Source organism: Gammaproteobacteria bacterium (assembly GCA_015709615.1).
GTDB lineage: Bacteria > Pseudomonadota > Gammaproteobacteria > Burkholderiales > Nitrosomonadaceae > Nitrosomonas.
Genome location: CP054179.1, coordinates 2,906,693 through 2,927,118 on the forward strand (window position 1 = coordinate 2,906,693; position 20,426 = coordinate 2,927,118).

Genomic DNA, 20,426 nt, shown 5'->3' on the forward strand with positions numbered 1-20,426 from the left:
ATTTTTTGTATTTTGGATTAAGTTTATCTAAGCTATATACTTAACACCTAATTGAATTTCTTACATTCACATAAGGAAAAATCCTACATTGGTAGGATAAACTATTTTTTCTTCATACGAAATAAGTGTCAGTACGTATTGTTATAGCCATTGATACGCGTTTTAGTTCGGATTAATCCGCTCAAACCAATGAAATGCCGGAGATGAAGTAGAATGAGATCAATTTTTTTTATTGAAATCAAGTGTGTTATGAAAATACTCATGAACAGCGCGGCAATGCTGTTATGCGCATTAGCCCTTTTTTTTCATCATTCGCTGCTTGCCGCGGATGGCCGCGCAAAGCCGAATGTCGTGGCGACGGTTTCCCCGATTACCAATATGGTGCGGAACATCGGCGGAGTCCATATCAAAGTTACCGGTATCGTTCCCGATGGCGTCGATTCGCATACCTTCGAACCGATTCCTTCCGACATAAAAACGCTGCAAGCGGCGGATCTGATCATCATGAACGGTCTCGACCTGGAATTGCCCACGCTAAAACTGGCGCAGAAGGTCAAGAAGGCGGCAACACCGGTTTTGCAATTGGGAAACCGCGCGCTGAAAGAAGAAGACTGGCGCTATGATTTCAGTTTTCCGCGCGAACACGGTCATCCCAATCCGCATGTGTGGCTCGATATTGAATTGGCGATGCGGTACGCGGAAATCATCCGCGATCAGCTTGCCGCTTTGGATCCGGGCAATAAGGAGGCTTACCGGGCGAATGCGGCAACCTACCTCGGCAAGCTGCAAGAATTGGATCGGGCGATTTTTGCCTGTGTCGGGACCATTCCCGAAGAGAATCGCAAGCTGGTCACTTATCACGATTCCTTTGCATATTTCGCGCCGCGCTACGGCATGATCGTGATTGCGGCCGTGCAGCCTGCCGATTTCGCCGAGCCGGGGCCGCGGGAAGTGATGAATATCATCAAGCAAATTAGAGATACCGGCGTGCCCGCGATTTTCGGTTCGGAAGTTTTTCCCAGTAAAATAATGGAGCAAATCGCGCGCGAAGCGAACGTCAAATTCGTCGATCAACTCTCCGACGATGAATTGCCTGCGCCGCCTCATCATTCTTTCATCGGCATGATGGCCGGAAATGTGGCCATCATGACGGAAGCGCTGGGCGGCAACCCGGATTGCATGGCGAAGATCGATACCGGCAATACCGGGTTTTAGCATGCCGCCCGATTCCGCCGTTAAACTGAGCGATGTTACCGCCGGTTATGAGCGGAATATACTCTTCGCAGGCCTTTCACTGGAAATCGGCGCCGGCCGGTTTACCGGCATTGTAGGGCCCACCGCCTGCGGCAAAACCACGTTGCTCAAAGTCATGCTCGGCGTGCATCCGGTGATTGCGGGCAGTATCCGGTTGCACGATGCGCCGGCCGGCCGGTTAAGACCGAATGCAGTCGGTTATGTGCCGCAGCTCGGCGGTACCGACGGGCATTTCCCGGTGACCGCTGAAGAAGTTATCACCATGGGGCTTTATACCAACGGACGCATCTGGCCTTGGCTGAGTAAAAAGGAGCGCGGCAGAATTCAAGCGATTGCGCACCGGCTGGGCATTCTGGATTGCTTGCGGCATCCTGTCGGTAATTTATCGGGCGGTCAGCGGCAGCGCGCATTTCTGGCGCGCGCGCTGATCAACAATCCCAAGCTTCTGATACTCGACGAACCTACCTCGGGGGTCGATATCAGAACGCAGCACGAAATATTGCACTTGCTGAACGACATCAATGCCGAAGGCATCACCATTGTATTGACAACGCATGATCTGAACGCGGTGGCGTCGCATTTGCCGTGGGTGATTTGTTTCAATCGCGGCGTGGTCGCGCAAGGACGCCCTCATGAGATTTTCACCAACGAAATTCTGACGCGGACATACGGCGGCGACATTGTCATCGTCAAGCACCGGGGGCATCTTTTGATCGCCAACAGCACGCCGCTTAACTTTGCCGATGACAATAAATGGTAGAGTACATTCTCGAACCGTTCGATTATGATTTTTTCCGCCGCGGCTTGCTGGCCGCGCTCATGGTCGGCGCGTTGGGCGGCTTGACCGGTGTCTATGTGGTGCTGCGCGGCATGAGTTATATCGGTCATGGATTGTCGCACGCAGTGATTGGCGGCGCGGTTATCGGGTTTACACTGAATCTGAATTTTTATGCCGGCGCTTGCGCATTGGGCGTATTCGCCGCGCTCGCCATCAATAAAATCACTCAAAACAGCAAGATCAAACCGGATGCCGCTATCGGTATTGTGACAACCGCCATTTTTGCGCTGGGCGTGGCGATCATCAGCAAGCTGCGTAATTTCAAGCAAAATTTCGAAGCTGCCTTGTTCGGCAATATTCTTGGTATTACCGAGCAGGATTTAATGATCATCGCGCTTGTCACATGTTTCACAGCGGTCACGATGTTTTTTACCTATCGGACACTGCTTTTTTCCACCTTCGATCAGGAGGCCGCGCGCATCTTCGGCATTAACACCGGCTTGGCGCAATTGCTGTTTTCGCTATTGCTCACGCTGGTCATTATCGTTTCCCTTAACGTGACGGGTGTCACCATGGTCGCCGCGACTCTGATCGCGCCCGCGATGACGGCGCGCATGCTGACGGACAGTTTCAGTAAAATGGTGGTTTATGCAACGCTCATCGGCGCCATAACCGGCGTGGCCGGTCTGTATTTAAGCTATATTTTCAATGTTGCGTCCGGCGCAACCATAGTCTTGTTCAGTGCGCTGTTGTTCAGCTTATCCTTGCTGGTGAAACCGCTGCGCAGCCATTAGCCGGAACGGAAGATTAGGAATACAGGCGGTTCCATCTGCGGTTATAATTTTCAATTCAATTTTTACCGGAATTCTGATTGCACATGAAAACATCTTTAGGTATGCGGAAGTTTGTACGATCCGGCGGCAGGTTTTTACCGGGTTTAATTTTTTTGGCGGCATTGAACGTCCATGCCGCCGGTTTCATTACCGATGAGCAGCAACTTTCCGTCAAGGAAAAGCGCGCCGGGGAAGCGTATTACCGGGCCGATTCGAAATGGATGATCTATCAGGCGGAAGTGGCGGATGACAATCCGTTTTACCAGATTTTTTTGAAGAATGTCGATAGCGGTGCGGTGACGCAGGTGTCGCCGGGCAGCGGCAAGACGACGTGCGCATGGGTGCACCCGTCGCAGGAGAAAGTGCTGTTTTCCTCGACGCATGACGACAAGGAAGCCAAAGCCAAAATGGCGGCTGAGATCGAGCGCCGCAAAGCGGGCGAACAGAAGTCGTACGCATGGGATTACGATGAATACTACGATATTTACGAAACCGACTTCAGCGGCGGCCATATCAGAAATCTGACCAACACCTTGGGTTACGATGCCGAGGCGTCGTGGTCGCCGGACGGCAAATTGATCGCGTTTGCTTCCAACCGCCGCGCTTACAGCGGCGAATTAACCGAGGAAGAAGCAGCACTGTTCAAAGCCAACCCGGCATCGATGATCGATATTTACATCATGGACGCCGACGGCTCCAACGTCAAACGTCTGACGCAAACGAAAAGCTACGACGGCGGCCCATTCTTCAGTCCCGACGGTAAGCGCATCGTATGGCGGCGTTTTTCGGAAAGCGGCCGGGAAGCGGAAATCTTCACGATGAATATCGATGGCAGCGATCAAAAGCAGATTACGCGTCTGAAGGCCATGTCTTGGGCGCCGTTTTATCATCCGTCCGGCAAATACATCATTTTCGCCACCAATCTGCACGGCCACCGCAATTTTGAGCTGTACATCGTCGATATCGACGGTCAGAAAGAACCGGTGCGTGTGACCGACAAGGACGGCTTCGACGGTTTACCGGTGTTTACGCCGGACGGCAATTACATCACCTGGACCAGCGACCGTACACCGGGCAAGAAGGGGTTGTTATTCCACGGCAAATGGAATCATCAGAAGGCGTTGGAGAGTCTTGCGTTGAAGTAGTTGTAAGGAAACGCTGATTAATTCGGCGAACGAGATGAAGCGATAGGCGCACGGAACGCAGCAACCGAGACATATCAACAAGATAGGCGAGGGAGTGAGTACCGCGCAACGAAGCGATTCGCTCGTGCAATCAATTAATCAGCGTTTCCGTAAATTGTAAGAAATCTCAGGGTTGTTTACAGAGAGGTTGATTGAAATAAGCGTTGAGTATTTCATAAGGGGTAGCATTATTCAAACTCTTATGAGGCTTAACGGTATTGTAGAAGTTAATGAAACGGAGAAGCTGAATGCGTCGATCGGCGCTGTCTTTAAAGTGAATCTTACTGTGCCACATGTCCATCAGAGTACGGATGACCCGCTCAGCTTTCCCGTTGGTTTGAGGACGATTGACACGAGTAAACTTCTGACCGATACCGTGTTGCCTGCAAACTTTGACAAAAGCATGATCGTCAGTTCCTTTAAATTCCGTGCCGTTATCGGAATAAGTGCAATCGATTTGATAAGGACATTGGGCAACAGTAGCGATGAGAAAGCAAGCGGCGCTGTATTGAGTTTTATCGGGGAAGATATCGGCATACAATTCCCTGGAGAAATCATCGATGGCCACAAACAGGTACTCGCGAGGTTTATTGGCAGACTGTCCTTTCAATAATGGAAGCCGCTTGGTATCGAGGTGAACGAGCTCGCCCGGATAAGATTTGTTATAGCGCTTCGCTTCGCGCTTGAGACGTTCCTGGATGGTTTGCTCTACTTTAGCCAAACGTTTGAGGCCATACTGCAGTGTCTTGAAGCGCTGATTGGTACTGCTACGCGGAGTAAATTCCTGGAGTCTGGCTCGTTTCAGTACGTCATAAATCGTTGGCCGGCTGACGTGAAAGTATTCTGCCAGCTGAACTACCTTCCACAGCCGGGTTTGATACAGCCGCCAGATTTCCTGACGATCCAATAATGTTAAACGAGTGCGTTTGTGTATGTTCATCTACAGTATTCTCCTGAATACTGTAAACAACGCTAGAAATTCTTACACGTAAATTAACCAGCTAAGAAGCGCCGAGGGTAACAACATCGGCGCTTTTTATTTATCCGAATCCCCTGCGTCGGAAAAAAACTTTTCTTTGCGCTTTTGTTCGTCGAAGTAGAGCGATTCATCCGGTTCGAGTTGATTGCCTAATTTCTGGATTTGCTGCCAGATATTGGGGAATTCGCCGAGCCGTTTGAAGCGGCGGGCATTTTTCTTGAAATCTCTTTTGTTGCTGGCTTTGTACAGCAGCTCGAATAGCAGGAGCCAGCCGGGGATATCGTGCTGGTTTTGGGCAAGGTGCTTTTGCAGTAATTGAACGGCTGCATCCGGATTTTCCTGTTCGATCAGCGCGCGCGCCTCGGCTACAGCTTGGCCGGATGGTTCCGGCGGATTTTCCGCCGATCCGGTATTTTGCTCAGTGCGGCGCAGCAACAGCGCTTCGTATTGGTGCCGTTCGGCGGCATCCGGCAGCAGCGATGCATCGCGCGATTGCGCCAGTCTTGCCTTGATTTTGCGATAGCTGCGCACGATCACTATGACGATCAACAGTATCAGCAGTATGCCAAGAAGTAATGCGTTATCCGAAAACAAGGCAGGCTCCGCCGGAGCGGCGCCGCTTTCAACCGGCGCAGCCGGATTGACCGGTTGCGGTGAGCTGGATTGCAGCGGCGTTATTTCATGCCCGGCAGGTGGTGCTGTGTTTTGCTGTTGCTGCGCGTTTTCTGCTAGCTGAGTACTGTGCGCGATCTCGGCGAGAGGTTTGTTTGCCGCTGCGACACTTGCCGAGAGCAAAGACTGCATCGCGACGATTTGTTTCTCGATGGATTCGATGCGATTGAGCAGCTTGTTGAGCTCGCCGGTCTCTTCCTCGGCGATTTTTTCCAGGTGTTCGATAAGCTGCCATACCGGATGATCGTGACTGAAACCGGCTTGCGCGCTAACTTGAGCCGGTGCTTGCGGCGGATGCTTGCGCGCGCTCTGGGGTGCGTTGCTTGTGTGTTTGCGGGTTAGTGGTTTTGCATAAGCGCCGATCGTTCGCAGATCGGGGATGTAGACTGTGGTTCCCGCCGGGATGGGTTGATAAACACGATCGGGAAAGAGTTGCGGATTGTTGCGGATGACCGCTCGTATAAAAGCATCGCGCATACGCGCATTGTCCGGGAACATCAGGCGGGCGATCTGCGGAATATCTTCACCAGGCAGGATTTGCCAGTGCATCCCGGGTTGCGCTGCATGATCAGCGGGAAAAGCGGTTTTCACCCGCGCGCTATGATCGTGCCCGGAATGTGAAACAGGTACTTCAGCCGAAACCGAAGTACCTGTTAGAAAGAGAAAAATAACAATGAGTAGTTTGCTGCGGAATACCGTCATCTCGTTCAAGAACGCAGTTTTATTTACAATAAGTTGCGACCGCTTTGTTGGCATCAGCAATTTTTCTTTGGCGCAGATCGTCATCGACATACATCATACCGCCGGCCCCATCGGGAATCGTCAAGCGCGGCGAATCGGCGTACATTTTAAGCTGAGTTTGGGCGTCTATACATTTTTTTTTGTTTTCCTCCGATTTGGCTTGCTGCTTGGCATCTTCTTCTCGTTGCTGCTGCCGCCGCTTGTCGAATTCCTCTCGTTGTTCGGATAAATTGCTAGATTTGTTTTGACTTCCTGAGACCGGCCCGGATCTGATATTTAACCTTTTTTCCTCTTTGGCGGCGTCCGGCGGGGGCGGTTGATCGGTGTATTGCGTTTTACCGTTTTTATCGATCCACTTATAAATTTGTGCGTAGGTATTGGTGTTGAGTAGCAGAACGATCACGGCAACTGCAAAAATTCTCATAGCGGCTCCAGAAAATGAATCATCCGAAATACATCGGTTTCGTGTTTGCGCAACTTAAAGATTTTCCGCATTAAATCATATCCGCTGGAAATATGTTGTATTCTCAGTCTATTTGGCACAAAATTTGCCGCCGAATTTGGCTATAATATCGCTTTGCCAAGGATTGTTATCATGCAATTGATTCAAAAAGCGCTGACCTTTGACGATGTTCTGTTGATTCCAGCCCACTCGACGGTTTTGCCGCGTGATGTCAGCTTGGCAACGCAATTGACGCGTACCATCACACTCAATCTCCCTGTTCTGTCGGCGGCCATGGATACGGTGACCGAAGCGCCGCTGGCGATTGCCTTGGCGCAGGAAGGCGGCATCGGTATTATCCATAAAAATATGCCGATCGAGGCGCAAGCCGCGCATGTCGCGCAAGTCAAACGCTTTGAAAGCGGCGTAGTTAAAGATCCCGTGACCATCCATCAGAATATGACCGTGCGCGAAGTGCTGGAGTTGATCCGCCAGCATAAGATCTCGGGATTACCGGTGGTGAACGGTAAGAAAGTCGTCGGTATCGTGACCAACCGGGATTTGCGTTTTGAGACCAATCTCGATCAGATCGTCAAACACATCATGACGCCGAAAAGCCGTCTGGTGACGGTCAAGGAAGATACGCCGCGCGCGGAAGTGCTGGCGCTGTTGCACAAACACCGGCTGGAACGTGTGCTGGTGGTCAACGATCAATTTGAATTGTGCGGCTTGATCACCGTAAAGGACATTATCAAAACATCGGAATATCCGTTGGCCTGCAAAGATGAACAGGAACAGCTGCGGGTCGGAGCAGCGATCGGTGTCGGAGAGGGCAGCGAAGAACGCGCAATCGCGCTGGCCGAAGCCGGCGCCGATGTGATCGTGGTCGATACCGCGCACGGTCACTCGCAAAGTGTGCTGGACCGGGTTGCATGGGTTAAAAAGAACCTGCCGTCGGTGCAGGTGATCGGCGGAAACGTCGCGACGGCAGCGGCGGCCCGGGCACTGGTCGATCATGGCGCGGATGCGGTAAAAGTGGGCATCGGCCCCGGTTCCATTTGCACCACGCGTATCGTCGCGGGCGTCGGCATTCCACAAATCACCGCCATTCATAATGTCTCCGAAGCACTCAAAGGTTGCGGCGTGCCGATGATCGCCGACGGCGGCATCCGTTATTCCGGCGATATCGCCAAGGCGCTGGCGGCGGGTGCGAATACTGTGATGCTTGGCGGCTTATTCGCCGGCACGACGGAAGCGCCGGGTGAAATCGAATTATTCCAAGGGCGTTCGTACAAAAGCTACCGCGGCATGGGTTCGCTATCGGCGATGCAGCAAGGATCCAGTGACCGCTATTTCCAAGACAAAGAGCAAAAAAACAACGATAAGCTGGTGCCCGAGGGTGTGGAGGGACGTGTACCGTTCAAAGGCAGCCTTTCCGCGGTGATTCATCAATTGATGGGCGGTGTGCGTTCGAGCATGGGTTACCTGGGCTGCGAATCAATTGCGGCGATGCACCAGCGGGCGGAGTTTGTCGAGATTACATCAGCCGGTATCCGTGAATCGCACGTGCACGATGTGCAAATCACCAAAGAAGCGCCTAATTATCACGTCAAGTAATTATTCTTTTCCATGCATCAAAAAATCCTGATCCTGGACTTCGGTTCACAGTACACGCAGTTGATCGCGCGGCGCGTGCGTGAAACCAATGTGTATTGCGAATTGCATCCGTACGATGCCGATCCTGAATTTATCAAAACCTTCGCACCGCAAGGCATTATCCTGTCCGGCGGTCCCGCTTCGGTAACCGAGGACGAAACGCCGCGCGCGCCGCAAATCGTTTTTGAACTCGGTGTGCCGGTGCTGGGCATCTGCTACGGTATGCAGACGATGGCGGCGCAATTGGGCGGTACGGTTGAGAATGCCGCGGTGCGCGAATTCGGTTATGCCGAACTGCAAACGACGCCGCACGGCGCGTTATTTCAGGATATCCAAGACCGCGCGGATAAGGATGGAAAAAAACTGCTGGAAGTCTGGATGAGTCATGGCGACGCCGTGGTTTCGTTGCCGGATGGATTCACCGTGATGGCGTGTAACGCCGCCACGCCGATCGCCGCGATGGCGGACGATAGTCGCCGCTTTTACGGTATCCAGTTTCATCCCGAAGTCACGCATACGCTGCAAGGCAAAGCGATCATCAACCGTTTCGTGCACGATATTTGTGGTATCGGGCGCGATTGGAATATGCCGGATTACGTCGAAGAAGCAATCGGTAAAATCCGCGCGGCGGTGGGTAACGACCGGGTGATTCTGGGATTATCCGGTGGCGTCGATTCCTCGGTCGCGGCGGCGTTGATTCATCGCGCCATCGGCGATCAGTTGACCTGTGTGTTTGTCGACAACGGTTTGCTGCGCGCTAACGAAGCCCGGCAAGTCATGGAAACGTTTGCGAAAAACTTAGCGGTCAAAGTGATCCATGTCGATGCCAGCCGCGATTTCTATCGTAACCTTAAGGGTGTCACCGACCCGGAAATGAAGCGGAAAATCATCGGCCGCGAATTTGTCGAGGTATTTCAACGCGAATCCGCTGCAATCAGCGACGCCAGATGGCTGGCGCAGGGTACGATTTATCCCGATGTGATCGAATCCGCTGGAGGTAAAACCAAGAAAGCGCACACCATCAAATCGCACCATAATGTCGGCGGCTTGCCGGAAACGTTACATTTGAAACTGCTCGAGCCGTTGCGCGAATTGTTCAAGGACGAGGTGCGCGAATTGGGTCTGGTGCTGGGTTTGCCGCGTGATATGGTTTTCCGTCATCCGTTCCCAGGTCCCGGCTTAGGGGTGCGCATCCTGGGTGAAGTGAAATACGAATACGCCGAGCTGCTGAGACAAGCTGACCAAATTTTTATCGAGGAACTGCAACACGCCGGCTGGTACGATAAAACCTCGCAAGCGTTCGCAGTGTTTCTGCCGGTCAAATCCGTCGGCGTCATGGGGGACGGACGCACCTATGAATATGTCATTGCCCTCAGAGCCGTGCAAACGCAGGATTTCATGACAGCCAACTGGGCAGAACTGCCGTACTCACTGTTAAGCAAGGTTTCCAACCGCATCATCAACGAAATCCGCGGCATCAACCGCGTTGTTTACGACATTTCCGGCAAGCCGCCGGCGACGATTGAGTGGGAGTAGCGCAGTCTCTTTAGCGTTATCATGAACATTCGTAAGGTAAGTGTTGCAAGCTTACTGAAAACCGAAAATCTTCAAGAATGTAATCAAGACCAATACGACCGTCAAAATAAAAACAACCCGCGACATCAATTGATAGATTGCTCTTCTAATGACTATTTCTTGATGGTATTGGGCATCGATTTCGTGCATTTCATTTCCGAGTCTCCGGAATGGCGGTCCCATGATATCGAGGCATCGAAGCAGCACCATGGCGACGACGGCGTAAGCCACCATTTCAATTTTTAGCATATAAGCCAGAATACTTCCGCTTTCCTTCGGGCCGATCAACGTGAACAGCATGCCGATTACAACCGCCAGCATGACGGAAACGTGCGTTAGCAGTGCGGAGCTTTTGGTGTCGATAGTGATCATGTCGTGCAGGATATGGTTGATGTGGTTGATGTCTTTTCTCGCATCGGCAAATTTTCTCTCATCTTCCTCATTTAAAGATAAAAGTGTTTTAAAAACTTTATCAACCAGATCGTACATCATCGGACTACCTCCGCTTTTATTATCATAGACGCACTATATGGCATCCGGCGTTATATAAACAGAGGCCGTTGTGATGTTATTAACAATATGAAAATATTATTATTTGTTTTAATAAAACGAGTGATCGCCTATGCCATCAACTCGCGCAGCACATAAGGCAAAATGCCGCCGTGTTTGAAGTAATCCACCTCGATCGCGGTATCGATGCGGCATAGCAGTTGTACGGTCTGGTTACTGCCATCTTTTCTGCGAATATTTAACGTGACGTCTTGCTGCGGCTGAATGTTATCCAGTCCGGTAATATCGAACTGTTCATCACCTTTGATGCCGAGCGATTCGACGCTGTCATTACCTTTGAATTGCAGCGGCAGAACGCCCATGCCGATCAGGTTGCTGCGGTGGATGCGCTCGAAACTGGTGGCGATCACCGCTTTGACCCCCAAAAGCTGCGTACCCTTGGCAGCCCAGTCGCGGCTCGAGCCGGTGCCGTACTCCTTGCCGCCGAAAACAACCGTCGGAATGCCTTGTGCCTGATACTTCATCGCGGCATCGTAAATGCTCATTTGTTCCGGTACAGATCCGGCAGCACCTTGGTAGAGAGTGACACCGCCTTCGCTACCGGGAATCATCAGATTCTTGATGCGCACGTTGGCGAAGGTGCCGCGCATCATCACTTCGTGGTGTCCACGGCGGGCGCCGTAGCTGTTGAAATCAGCTTTGCCGACATGATGATCGAGCAGATAACGTCCGGCGGGCGAAGTTTCCTTGATCGAACCTGCCGGGCTGATATGGTCGGTTGTCACTGAATCGCCGAATACGCCCAATGCATAAGCGTTTTTGATGTCATTGCCGCCACTTGCTGCCGGTTGTAACGAGAAGTCTGCAAAGAAGGGCGGTTCGGCAATGTAAGTCGATTGCGGCCAGTTGTAGGTTTGCCCGGTAACCGAAGTAACGCTATTCCACAGCGCATGATCCTTGGTGAGATTGCTGTAGAGCTGCCGGAAAGTATCGGCGTTGGCGGCATATTTCAACAAGGCATGGACTTCGGCGCTGCTCGGCCAGATATCTTTCAGCCAGACCGGCTGGTTGTTTTTGCCGATGCCCAAGGGTTCGGCCGTCAGGTCTTTCAGAACGCTGCCCGCGATTGCGTACGCGACCACCAGCGGCGGCGATGCTAAAAAGTTGGCACGGATGTTCGAATGGATACGCGCTTCGAAATTGCGGTTACCAGATAACACCGCGGCGCAGACCAGATCGTTTTTTACGACCGCTTCTTCAATCGGCTCGGATAACGGCCCGGCGTTGCCGATGCAGGTGGTGCAGCCGTAGCCGACCAGATTGAAACCCAGTTGCTCGAGATAGGGCAGGAGTCCGGTGACGTGCAAGTAATCGGTAACCACACGCGAGCCTGGCGCCAGCGATGTTTTGATGTGATGCTTGACCGACAAACCTTTTTCCACCGCCTTTTTAGCCAGCAACCCGGCGGCGATCAGCACGCTGGGGTTGGACGTGTTGGTACAGGATGTGATGGCGGCGATCAAGACATCGCCGTGACCCAAGTCAATGCTTGAACCGTTCAATTCGACATGGCATAAATCAGCTGCGTTGGGTGCGGGACGATTGTTAACCATTTCCGCAACGTTGCGGGAAACCATGCGGCGTTCCGCAGGGGTGGTATTTTCCGCTGCCTGTTCTTTGTTCGCACTCGCTGCCGCGCCAGAGCCGGGTGCCGGTACGCGGCTACCGTTGGGTATGCCGGAGTCGACACATACTTCGGGTTCTTGCGTATGCACATCGCGCAGGGCGTAACGCTGCTGGATGTCGTCGTTTTGTTTGCCGTAGCCGCTTTCTTTGACGGGTTTGTTGAAGAGTTCGGTAAAGCGCGATTTGATTGTTGCGAGTTCAATGCGATCCTGCGGACGTTTGGGTCCTGCCAGCGAGGATGTGACTGAGCTCAGATCCAGCGAGAGCTCGCTGCTATAGTCAATGTCGCCCTTCTTGGGGATGCCGTACAATTGCTGCGCTTGGAAATACCTTTGAAAAGCGGCAATTTCTTCCTGGCTGCGTCCGGTGCCTTTGAAGTAGTCGATGGTTGCGTCATCGACCGGAAAGAAACCCATCGTTGCGCCGTATTCCGGCGCCATGTTGGCGATCGTGGCGCGGTCGGGCAGTGTCAATGAAGCGGTTCCTTCACCAAAGAATTCGACAAACTTGCCGACGACGTTCGCTTTGCGCAGCATTTCCGTAATCGTCAGCACCAGATCGGTTGCGGTTACGCCTTCGCGCAGATGACCGGTTAAATTAACGCCGACGACATCAGGTGTCAGGAAATAAACCGGCTGCCCCAGCATGCCGGCTTCCGCTTCAATCCCGCCGACACCCCAGCCGACAACGCCGATGCCGTTGATCATGGTGGTATGCGAATCGGTGCCGACCAGCGTATCTGGAAAAATGAACCCATCTTTTTGATGTACGCCACGGGCGAGGTATTCGAGGTTGACTTGGTGCACGATGCCGATTCCGGGAGGGATCACCTTGAACGTGTCAAATGCCTGCATGCCCCATTTGATGAACTGATAACGTTCGTTATTACGGAAAAATTCTATTTCCATATTGCGGTTGATCGCGTCTTTTGTACCATAGTGGTCGACCTGAATCGAGTGATCGACGACCAGATCGACGGGAACCAAGGGTTCGATCAGTTTGGGATTCTTCCCCAGTCTTACTGCCGCGCTGCGCATGGCGGCAAGATCGACCAGCAGCGGTACACCGGTAAAGTCCTGCAACACGATGCGCGAAACCACAAACGGTATTTCATCCACTCTGGCGGCATCGGGTTTCCAATTGGCCAGTTGACGGATATGAGTTTCCGCGATTTTTTTGTTGTCGTAGTTCCGTAATACCGATTCCAATATGATACGAATCGATACCGGCAAGCGGGAAATTTTTCCAATGCCGTTTTTCTCCAGTGCCGGAAGTGAATAGTATTTCGCAGTGTTTCCGGGGGCTAGGGATAATTCACGCAGGCTATCGAATAAATTGTGGCTCATCGGTATGGTTCCTAAGAATAAGGCGGATTAGCGGGTAAATAAAGCGTTCTGCCGCTAATATATATTTTCGAGCGGATAAAGTCACGCTTCCATTGGGCGCGAGGGAGATTCAACATTGAAACTGAACGACAGGGATAAATGTTACATGGGGTGGCTGATGGGACTCGAACCCACGACAACCGGAATCACAATCCGGGACTCTACCAACTGAGCTACAGCCACCATAAATAAGAGAACGGCGCAGTTTGTTGAGTATATACACAAACTGAGTTGAGCAATTCAGTCCATTTGTCAGGAAATATTTGTGGCGTGCCCGACAGGAATCGAACCTGTAACCCCCAGCTTAGAAGGCTGGTGCTCTATCCGATTGAGCTACGGGCACCAAATCGGGCTTGCTCTAAATATTAGGGCTGAAATTGGTCGGGGTGGAGAGATTTGAACTCCCGACATCCTGGTCCCAAACCAGGCGCGCTACCAGGCTACGCTACACCCCGGAAAAGGCGACACTATACCTATTTAGTTTTGATACGTCAATTTCTTCGTGCGCCGAGCAGATCAGTTAGTGTTTTTTTCGCTATGAGAAGTCTATGAGAAGTTGAAAATACTTGCATCCAGCATGAGTAATGTCACAAATTAAATTTGAATTTTTATGCTATTTTAAAATGCGATCCGGTAATAATTAGATAACAAGTCATAAATGACTTGTTATCTAATACATTTTCTGATAATACTATGCGATTTTTGTACGCGACAGGAATTGAAGAGGAGCCTTAGAGATGCCAAATGAGCTGCAAAGTAAACAAGTGACTCCCTATGAACCAAAAGCAGGCGAAGAATACATGAGTCCTGATCAACTGGTGCATTTTCGTAAGATACTGGAAGACATGAAGGTTGAATTGGGGCAGGATATAGACCGTGCTGTTCATACCATGCAGGATGAAGCGACGGTGTTTGCCGATCCTAATGATCGCGCCAGTCAGGAGTCCGATATGACGCTCGAGCTGCGTAATCGCGACCGGGAGCGCAAACTGATCAAGAAAATTGATGAAATCATTGGCAAGATTGATTCTGGGGATTATGGTTATTGTGATAGCTGCGGTGTGGAAATTGGCTTAAAGCGTTTGGAGGCACGGCCAACTGCGACACTTTGCATTGATTGCAAAACATTGGATGAAATGCGCGAGAAGCAGGTAGCAAAATAACTGTGAATGGCAGTCAGGCTGGTTATGGCTGGAAAAATAAAAAAAGCCCTGTCTTAATGACAGGGCTTTTGTCAGATTAAAATCAGAATGCCGCGATTTAAGTCTCTTCCGTAGCAGAATCTGTACTGCCTTCATCGGCTGCTGCAGCTTTCATGCTTAAGCGCAATCGCCCTTTGTCATCGGCTTCGAGCACTTTGACGCGAACTTGCTGGCCTTCATTCAGATGATCGGAAACGTTGCTGACGCGCTCATTCGCAATTTGTGAAATATGTAACAAGCCATCTTTTCCGGGTAGTACGCTGACAATGGCGCCAAAATCAAGCAATTTTAGTACTACACCATCATAAATTTTTCCAACTTCCACTTCGGCGGTAATATCTTCTATACGTTTTTTGGCCAATTCGCCACCTTCCGCATTGACACACGCAATCGTCACTTGACCGTCATCGGTGATGTCAATGGTCGTACCAGTTTCTTCCGTTAGTGTTCGTATGACTGCGCCACCTTTACCGATGACATCGCGGATTTTTTCCGGATTGATTTTTAATTTGATGATGCGCGGTGCATGGACCGAGATGTCTTCCCGGGTGGACGGCAGTGCTTGCTTCATAATTTGCAGGATGTGCATCCGCCCTTCATGCGCCTGTATCAGGGCTGCATGCATGATTTCTTTAGTGATGCCTTGGATTTTTATGTCCATTTGGAGTGCGGTAATGCCTTTTTCGGTGCCGGCTACTTTAAAATCCATATCACCGAGATGATCCTCGTCGCCCAGAATATCGGTCAGTACAGCAAAACGGTTGCCATCTTTAATCAAACCCATGGCGATACCGGCGACATGCGCCTTGAGCGGTACGCCGGCATCCATTAGTGCAAGACAGCCGCCGCAAACCGACGCCATGGAGCTGGAACCGTTGGATTCGGTAATTTCCGATACGACGCGCAATGAATAACCGAATTCTTCCGGTGTGGGCAATACAGCGGCAAGGGCGCGCTTGGCAAGACGGCCGTGACCAATTTCACGGCGTTTTGGTGTGCCGACGCGGCCGATTTCTCCGGTTGCGTAAGGCGGCATGTTGTAGTGCAGCATGAACCTGTCGTTGTAATCACCCTGCAGCGAATCGATTTTTTGTTCATCGCGTGCAGTGCCCAGCGTTGCAATCGCTAACGCCTGAGTTTCACCCCGAGTAAACAGTGCCGAGCCATGTGCGCGCGGCAGTATGCCGTTACGGATTGTGATGGGACGGACAGTGCGTGTGCCGCGGCCGTCAATCCGGGGTTCTCCATCCAGAATCTGGTTACGCACGATTTTTGATTCCAGCGAGAAAAAGGCTTCCTTAAACGATTGAAGATCGGGGCCGCTTTCCGTATCGACACCTAATTCTGTGGAGATGCGTTGACTGATTGCTTCGATAGCTTCAGTTCGTGCCTGTTTTTGTTTAATTTTGTACGCTTGCCGTAAATCGGCTTCCGCCAGAGCGGTAATTTTTTCCTCAAATGCAACATCTTTTTCCGGCGGTGTCCAATCCCAAGCCGTAACACCGGCTTCATCGGCAAATTCATTTATTGCATTGATAACCACCTGCATTTGCTCATGACCGAAGGTTACCGCACCGAGCATGACTTCTTCTGAAAGCTCCATGGCTTCAGACTCAACCATCAGAACGGCTTGTTGCGTACCTGCCACAACCAGGTTCAATTGTGTGTCTTTTAATTCCGAAGTGGTTGGATTGAGAATGTATTCATTATTGATATAACCGACTCGCGCTGCGCCGAGCGGGCCGTCAAACGGGATGCCGGAAAGAATCAATGCGGCGGAAGTGCCAATGATGGAAGGAATATCGGGATCGATCTCATTGTCGGCCGACATCACGGTGGCTACTATTTGCACTTCGTTGTAGAAGCCTTCGGGAAAGAGCGGACGGATTGGGCGGTCGATGAGCCGTGAGGTTAACGTTTCCTTCTCGGAAGGACGGCCTTCCCGCTTGAAGAAACTGCCGGGTATTCTACCTGCGGCATATGATCTTTCTTGGTAATCAACGGTGAGCGGGAAAAAATCTTGTCCGGGTTTTATATTTTTTGCGCCAACTACGGTAACAAGCACTACGGTATCGTCCATTGTGACCATTACGGCGCCATGCGATTGTCGTGCTATTTCACCGGTTTCCAGTGTTAGTTGGTGGCGCCCATAGGTAATGCTCTTCTTAATAGGTTTCAATTAACAATCCTTTTTTTCCTATTTGATGAATCTTTCCGAATTTTGATTTTGCTTGCAGACAGGAAGATCGATCACATGACAATCGGGATGAACACTGATCCATGCGATCAATACGAGCCGATATTAAAAAGAACATTTATTTGCGTAAACCGAGACGTTCAATCAGTGTCTGATAGGAGTCAGCGTTACGGTTCTTGAGATAGTCAAGCAGCTTACGGCGGCGGCCCACCATACGTAACAGACCGCGGCGGGAATGGTGATCCTTGACATGTGTCTTAAAGTGTCCGATCAAGTCATTGATTCTGGTTGTTAAAAGCGCAATCTGTACTTCTGGAGAGCCAGTATCCCCTTCGGCTCTTTGATAGTCACGCACTATCTGTGCTTTTTGGTCGATTGTAACTGACATAAGTTAATTCTCCGGTGATTAAATTACTACCATTTATTAAAGAGCGGGAATTTTACTCTTTAATCTTGTTCTTGTCCAAATCAGATCAAGACATGACGTTCAGCGTGAATTGGATGGGATGGATAAGCGAAAAAATGCCGATGACGGTATGCGTACGCAATACTCAATTGGCGCAAGAGATAGCAAAAAAAGGAATTAATAGGATTAGTTGGGCTTTTTTATCAATTCAGTTTGCTATTCCCAAGCGCAGTAAAGGTGAGTGTGAATGGTTGCGCGATAATGGAAACACTCGCGATCAGTAAATGATGATCCTCCATCGCTCAAGATCTCAAACTTGTGAGTTCTCGCCTCCATTTCCCGATGGATTCGTGAACTGATCGTTCAATGCTTGAATATAATCGTTGGCTTCGTTGATGATTTCATCGATTGTTTGCTGCGCAACGTCATTCCAGCCGGCAGGCCCGCTTAGAAACATCGGGCGGTACGCGGCGGTGCTTTTATTAAATGCTTGCATATATTGCTTGTAGGTTTCGTGATCATTGCCGATTTCATTCGCCAGATTCTTCAGTAGTTTATTGGCAACTGCCCGGCGGATGGCGAAGTGGATAAAAATAATACTGACCAGCAGAAAAGTGGCTATGGCGATTGCCGGGGTTTCACCTTGCATGAGTTCTTCCTGGAAAGTTTTCAAAAGACCCCAAGATTCATTCATGGTGAGAGCGATCCCAGCCAAAACCGCCAGTGTGCCAAAAGCCAGACCGTCAAATAAAACCACCTTACTTTTCCATTTTTTCAGCATATCGGAAAGTTTGTTGACGATCTGATTCTTAATGCCTTTGGCGGTTTGTTCTAATTTTCCGACAATGCGGTAAGAGCGCTCAACTTCGATCTGATGCATTCTTGCATTGATGTCGGCCATATCTTCTTCACGTTTTTTCTCAAAGCGTTCCCGGATATGCGGATTGGCGATCGGTACGGCAGCAGCTGGATTGTAGATCCGGTAGAACCGCCCCGTGACTAAGCCGACTTCCGCGAGTGAACGTTGCCAAGCGGAAACGACTTCCTCCGGATTGTCCTCCTGTGCCGTGACATCAATCTGATTCAGAATGTACAGGAATTTATTCGCATCGGCGCGATTCACGCTGGCCGATACCAAATAAGCCAGTGTATCTTGCATGGCCTTCGGTTCGGGGTGGCGTGCATCAAAGAATACCAAAACCAGATCGGATAAGTTAATGATGTGCTGAGTTAAACGCAATGTCGATGCACGTTGATTGTCGGCGTCAAAACCGGGGGAGTCGATCAGAATTTTTCCGCGGATATTTTCGGATGGGCAGGTTTTTAACTGCAGATAAGCATCAATGCGCTCCTGCCCGGCTTCGGAGATTTCTTCAATACTGCGGCTGATCTGGAAAAACGGAAAGCGGGGATCGGCGTCAAGCGCGATACCGGGTAGTGTTTTTGCTTCATTGTGGCGGCTATAGCAAATGACCGTGAATTTGTCATCGACGGCTTGATTGCCGGTGCGCTGCAGCTTCATGTCCAGATAAGAATTGATGTAGGTCGACTTTCCAGCAGAAAAAGTGCCTAGTACGGCAATCATGGGCCACCACGTAACACAGGTTGCGTAAGACTCATCTTTATTGAGTAGTCCCATGCTATGGCCAACATAGTCCATTTTTCTGAAACTTTTCACCGCGTTGGCAAGTGTCGGGTTATCCGGATGCTCATCAGCTAAGTGTTTCTGTAAACTCTTAAGATACTTATTTATTTGTGTTGAGCTTTGTGACATAACGATCCCTTTTCAATCTTATAAAGTACACTCTGAATGGTACCAGGGTGATTTTTAGTTTAACGATTCATTTTTTCTGCATGAGATGGTGCTGTTTTCGGTAGGTGGTTTCGGTTTTTACGGAATGTACATTGGCCAAAATTTTTCCGCAGCCAATGAGCCAATGAAAACAGTTTTACGGATAGCGCATGTTCAATGCCAGTCGATCTATGTCAGAAATTTTTGCAACGAACCCGGCGATTCTACCAAGAACACCGTTGCTGTGCCAGTATATGATATTTCTAATATTTGTACCGGTTTCGCGCAAAAAAATATTATCATAGCCCGTCTTATGCACTACTGCCTGCGGGCGGTTTGCAGGCGTTTAGCGCTCCTTGACCGGAAGAAAATAAAGAATCGATTAGGTAAATCTCGCTGGAGAAAAATTAAAACATGTCAACCGAGAGTAATGAGCAACATGCCCCGCGTTCCGCTCACCTGGGTCGCTATATATTAATAGGCTTTCTTACGGTGGCGCCGCTGTGGGTGACGTGGCTGGTATTTGATTTTTTATTGAATTTATTGGCGCAGATCGGCGATCCCTTGCTCAAAGGAATGGCGCGAGCTGTCCGGCCATTCTCGGATACCACGGCCAGTTGGTTGCTCGACTCTCATTTTCAGCAAGCCGTGGCTGCGTTGCTAACCATCATGAGTCTCTATGGAATCGGGCTGCTGGCATCATTTGTGATTGGCAAGAAAGTCATCGGTATCTATGAAAATATTCTGGCGCGATTGCCTTTGGTACAAACGATTTATGGCGCTACCAAACGTTTCCTGCACACCATCAGCCAGCCGCCGGTTACCGGACAGCGCGTTGTGCTGATTAGTTTTCCATCGTCGCGAATGAAAGTGGTCGGATTTATCACCAAAGTCATGACGGATAAAAGCAGCGGGAAAAAGCTTGCCGCTGTTTATGTGCCGACCGCACCCAATCCGACATCCGGTTATATTGAAATCTTGCCGATGGAAGACGTGATATTGACCGATTGGACGACGGAAGAAGCGATGACGTTTGTTGTAACGGGCGGCACCAATGCGCCGGAGAATTTGAATTTTTCCCATGACAAGCAGTATGCGCCGGAAGATTGGAGGCAATAAAACGGATTCTAATGC

Annotated in this window: 17 protein-coding genes and 3 tRNA genes; 9 read left to right on the top strand and 11 right to left on the bottom strand. The window is 50.5% G+C overall.

Annotated elements, in window-relative coordinates:
• Positions 1 to 249: 249 nt before the first annotated feature.
• The 4 genes from HRU77_13870 (at position 250) to HRU77_13885 (ending at position 4,010) form a co-directional block, all read left to right on the top strand.
• Entirely contained in the window at positions 250 to 1,215 is a 966-nt protein-coding gene (locus tag HRU77_13870; GenBank protein ID QOJ21673.1) for a zinc ABC transporter substrate-binding protein, read from the top strand.
• A gap of 1 nt (position 1,216) precedes the next feature.
• Positions 1,217 to 2,014 carry a metal ABC transporter ATP-binding protein gene (locus HRU77_13875; protein QOJ21674.1) on the top strand — a complete coding sequence of 266 codons (798 nt, stop codon included), beginning with the start codon at positions 1,217 to 1,219 and terminating at the stop codon, positions 2,012 to 2,014.
• Positions 2,008 to 2,826 (top strand): metal ABC transporter permease, encoded by an 819-nt coding sequence (locus tag HRU77_13880; GenBank protein ID QOJ21675.1) that lies wholly within the window; start codon positions 2,008 to 2,010, stop codon positions 2,824 to 2,826. Before HRU77_13875 ends, HRU77_13880 begins: the two co-directional genes overlap by 7 nt.
• Positions 2,827 to 2,927: 101 nt before the next feature.
• The gene (locus tag HRU77_13885; GenBank protein QOJ22195.1) at positions 2,928 to 4,010 is read left to right on the top strand and encodes a PD40 domain-containing protein; all 1,083 of its coding nucleotides are present in this window, start codon (positions 2,928 to 2,930) and stop codon (positions 4,008 to 4,010) included.
• A 166-nt stretch (positions 4,011 to 4,176) separates the two neighbouring features.
• On the opposite strand, the gene HRU77_13890 is transcribed toward HRU77_13885, so the two are convergent.
• The 3 genes from HRU77_13890 to HRU77_13900 all read right to left on the bottom strand — a co-directional run bounded on the left by HRU77_13890 (position 4,177) and on the right by HRU77_13900 (position 6,865).
• Positions 4,177 to 4,989, bottom strand: a complete 813-nt coding sequence (locus HRU77_13890) for a transposase family protein (GenBank protein QOJ21676.1) — start codon at positions 4,987 to 4,989, stop codon at positions 4,177 to 4,179.
• 96 nt (positions 4,990 to 5,085) lie between these two features.
• Complete coding sequence (locus tag HRU77_13895) at positions 5,086 to 6,492, bottom strand: hypothetical protein (protein ID QOJ21677.1); 1,407 nt, start codon at positions 6,490 to 6,492, stop codon at positions 5,086 to 5,088.
• Positions 6,422 to 6,865: a DUF4124 domain-containing protein gene (locus HRU77_13900; GenBank protein QOJ21678.1), complete on the bottom strand. Its 444-nt coding sequence runs from the start codon at positions 6,863 to 6,865 to the stop codon at positions 6,422 to 6,424. Before HRU77_13900 ends, HRU77_13895 begins: the two co-directional genes overlap by 71 nt.
• A 171-nt stretch (positions 6,866 to 7,036) precedes the next feature.
• Between HRU77_13900 and guaB the strand changes: the two genes are divergently transcribed.
• Both guaB and guaA read left to right on the top strand, forming a co-directional pair.
• Complete coding sequence (gene guaB / locus HRU77_13905; GenBank protein QOJ21679.1) at positions 7,037 to 8,500, top strand: IMP dehydrogenase; 1,464 nt, start codon at positions 7,037 to 7,039, stop codon at positions 8,498 to 8,500.
• A 12-nt stretch (positions 8,501 to 8,512) separates the two neighbouring features.
• Positions 8,513 to 10,075 carry a glutamine-hydrolyzing GMP synthase gene (guaA, locus tag HRU77_13910; protein ID QOJ21680.1) on the top strand — a complete coding sequence of 521 codons (1,563 nt, stop codon included), beginning with the start codon at positions 8,513 to 8,515 and terminating at the stop codon, positions 10,073 to 10,075.
• Between the two features lie 51 nt (positions 10,076 to 10,126).
• Here guaA and HRU77_13915 read toward each other — a convergent pair whose 3' ends face one another.
• From HRU77_13915 to HRU77_13935, 5 genes are all read right to left on the bottom strand, one after another.
• A complete protein-coding gene (locus HRU77_13915; GenBank protein ID QOJ21681.1) occupies positions 10,127 to 10,606 on the bottom strand; it encodes a hypothetical protein in 480 nt (159 codons plus the stop codon).
• 128 nt (positions 10,607 to 10,734) lie between these two features.
• Positions 10,735 to 13,656: an aconitate hydratase gene (locus HRU77_13920; GenBank protein ID QOJ21682.1), complete on the bottom strand. Its 2,922-nt coding sequence runs from the start codon at positions 13,654 to 13,656 to the stop codon at positions 10,735 to 10,737.
• 146 nt (positions 13,657 to 13,802) lie between these two features.
• Positions 13,803 to 13,878, bottom strand: a tRNA-His gene (locus HRU77_13925).
• 83 nt (positions 13,879 to 13,961) lie between these two features.
• Positions 13,962 to 14,038 (bottom strand) — tRNA-Arg (locus HRU77_13930).
• Between the two features lie 35 nt (positions 14,039 to 14,073).
• A tRNA-Pro gene (locus HRU77_13935) sits at positions 14,074 to 14,150 on the bottom strand.
• Positions 14,151 to 14,432: 282 nt separating this feature from the next.
• Between HRU77_13935 and dksA the strand changes: the two genes are divergently transcribed.
• Positions 14,433 to 14,858 carry an RNA polymerase-binding protein DksA gene (dksA, locus tag HRU77_13940; GenBank protein ID QOJ21683.1) on the top strand — a complete coding sequence of 142 codons (426 nt, stop codon included), beginning with the start codon at positions 14,433 to 14,435 and terminating at the stop codon, positions 14,856 to 14,858.
• Positions 14,859 to 14,955: 97 nt separating this feature from the next.
• On the opposite strand, the gene pnp is transcribed toward dksA, so the two are convergent.
• Both pnp and rpsO read right to left on the bottom strand, forming a co-directional pair.
• Entirely contained in the window at positions 14,956 to 17,076 is a 2,121-nt protein-coding gene (pnp, locus tag HRU77_13945) for a polyribonucleotide nucleotidyltransferase (GenBank protein QOJ21684.1), read from the bottom strand.
• 136 nt (positions 17,077 to 17,212) lie between these two features.
• Positions 17,213 to 17,482, bottom strand: a complete 270-nt coding sequence (rpsO, locus tag HRU77_13950) for a 30S ribosomal protein S15 (protein ID QOJ21685.1) — start codon at positions 17,480 to 17,482, stop codon at positions 17,213 to 17,215.
• A 92-nt stretch (positions 17,483 to 17,574) separates the two neighbouring features.
• Between rpsO and HRU77_13955 the strand changes: the two genes are divergently transcribed.
• The gene (locus HRU77_13955) at positions 17,575 to 17,784 is read left to right on the top strand and encodes a hypothetical protein (GenBank protein ID QOJ21686.1); all 210 of its coding nucleotides are present in this window, start codon (positions 17,575 to 17,577) and stop codon (positions 17,782 to 17,784) included.
• Between the two features lie 26 nt (positions 17,785 to 17,810).
• Here HRU77_13955 and HRU77_13960 read toward each other — a convergent pair whose 3' ends face one another.
• The gene (locus tag HRU77_13960) at positions 17,811 to 19,274 is read right to left on the bottom strand and encodes a dynamin family protein (GenBank protein QOJ21687.1); all 1,464 of its coding nucleotides are present in this window, start codon (positions 19,272 to 19,274) and stop codon (positions 17,811 to 17,813) included.
• A gap of 432 nt (positions 19,275 to 19,706) precedes the next feature.
• Here HRU77_13960 and HRU77_13965 point away from each other — a divergent pair, with 432 nt between their 5' ends.
• Complete coding sequence (locus tag HRU77_13965) at positions 19,707 to 20,411, top strand: DUF502 domain-containing protein (protein QOJ21688.1); 705 nt, start codon at positions 19,707 to 19,709, stop codon at positions 20,409 to 20,411.
• The last annotated feature ends 15 nt before the right edge of the window (positions 20,412 to 20,426 follow it).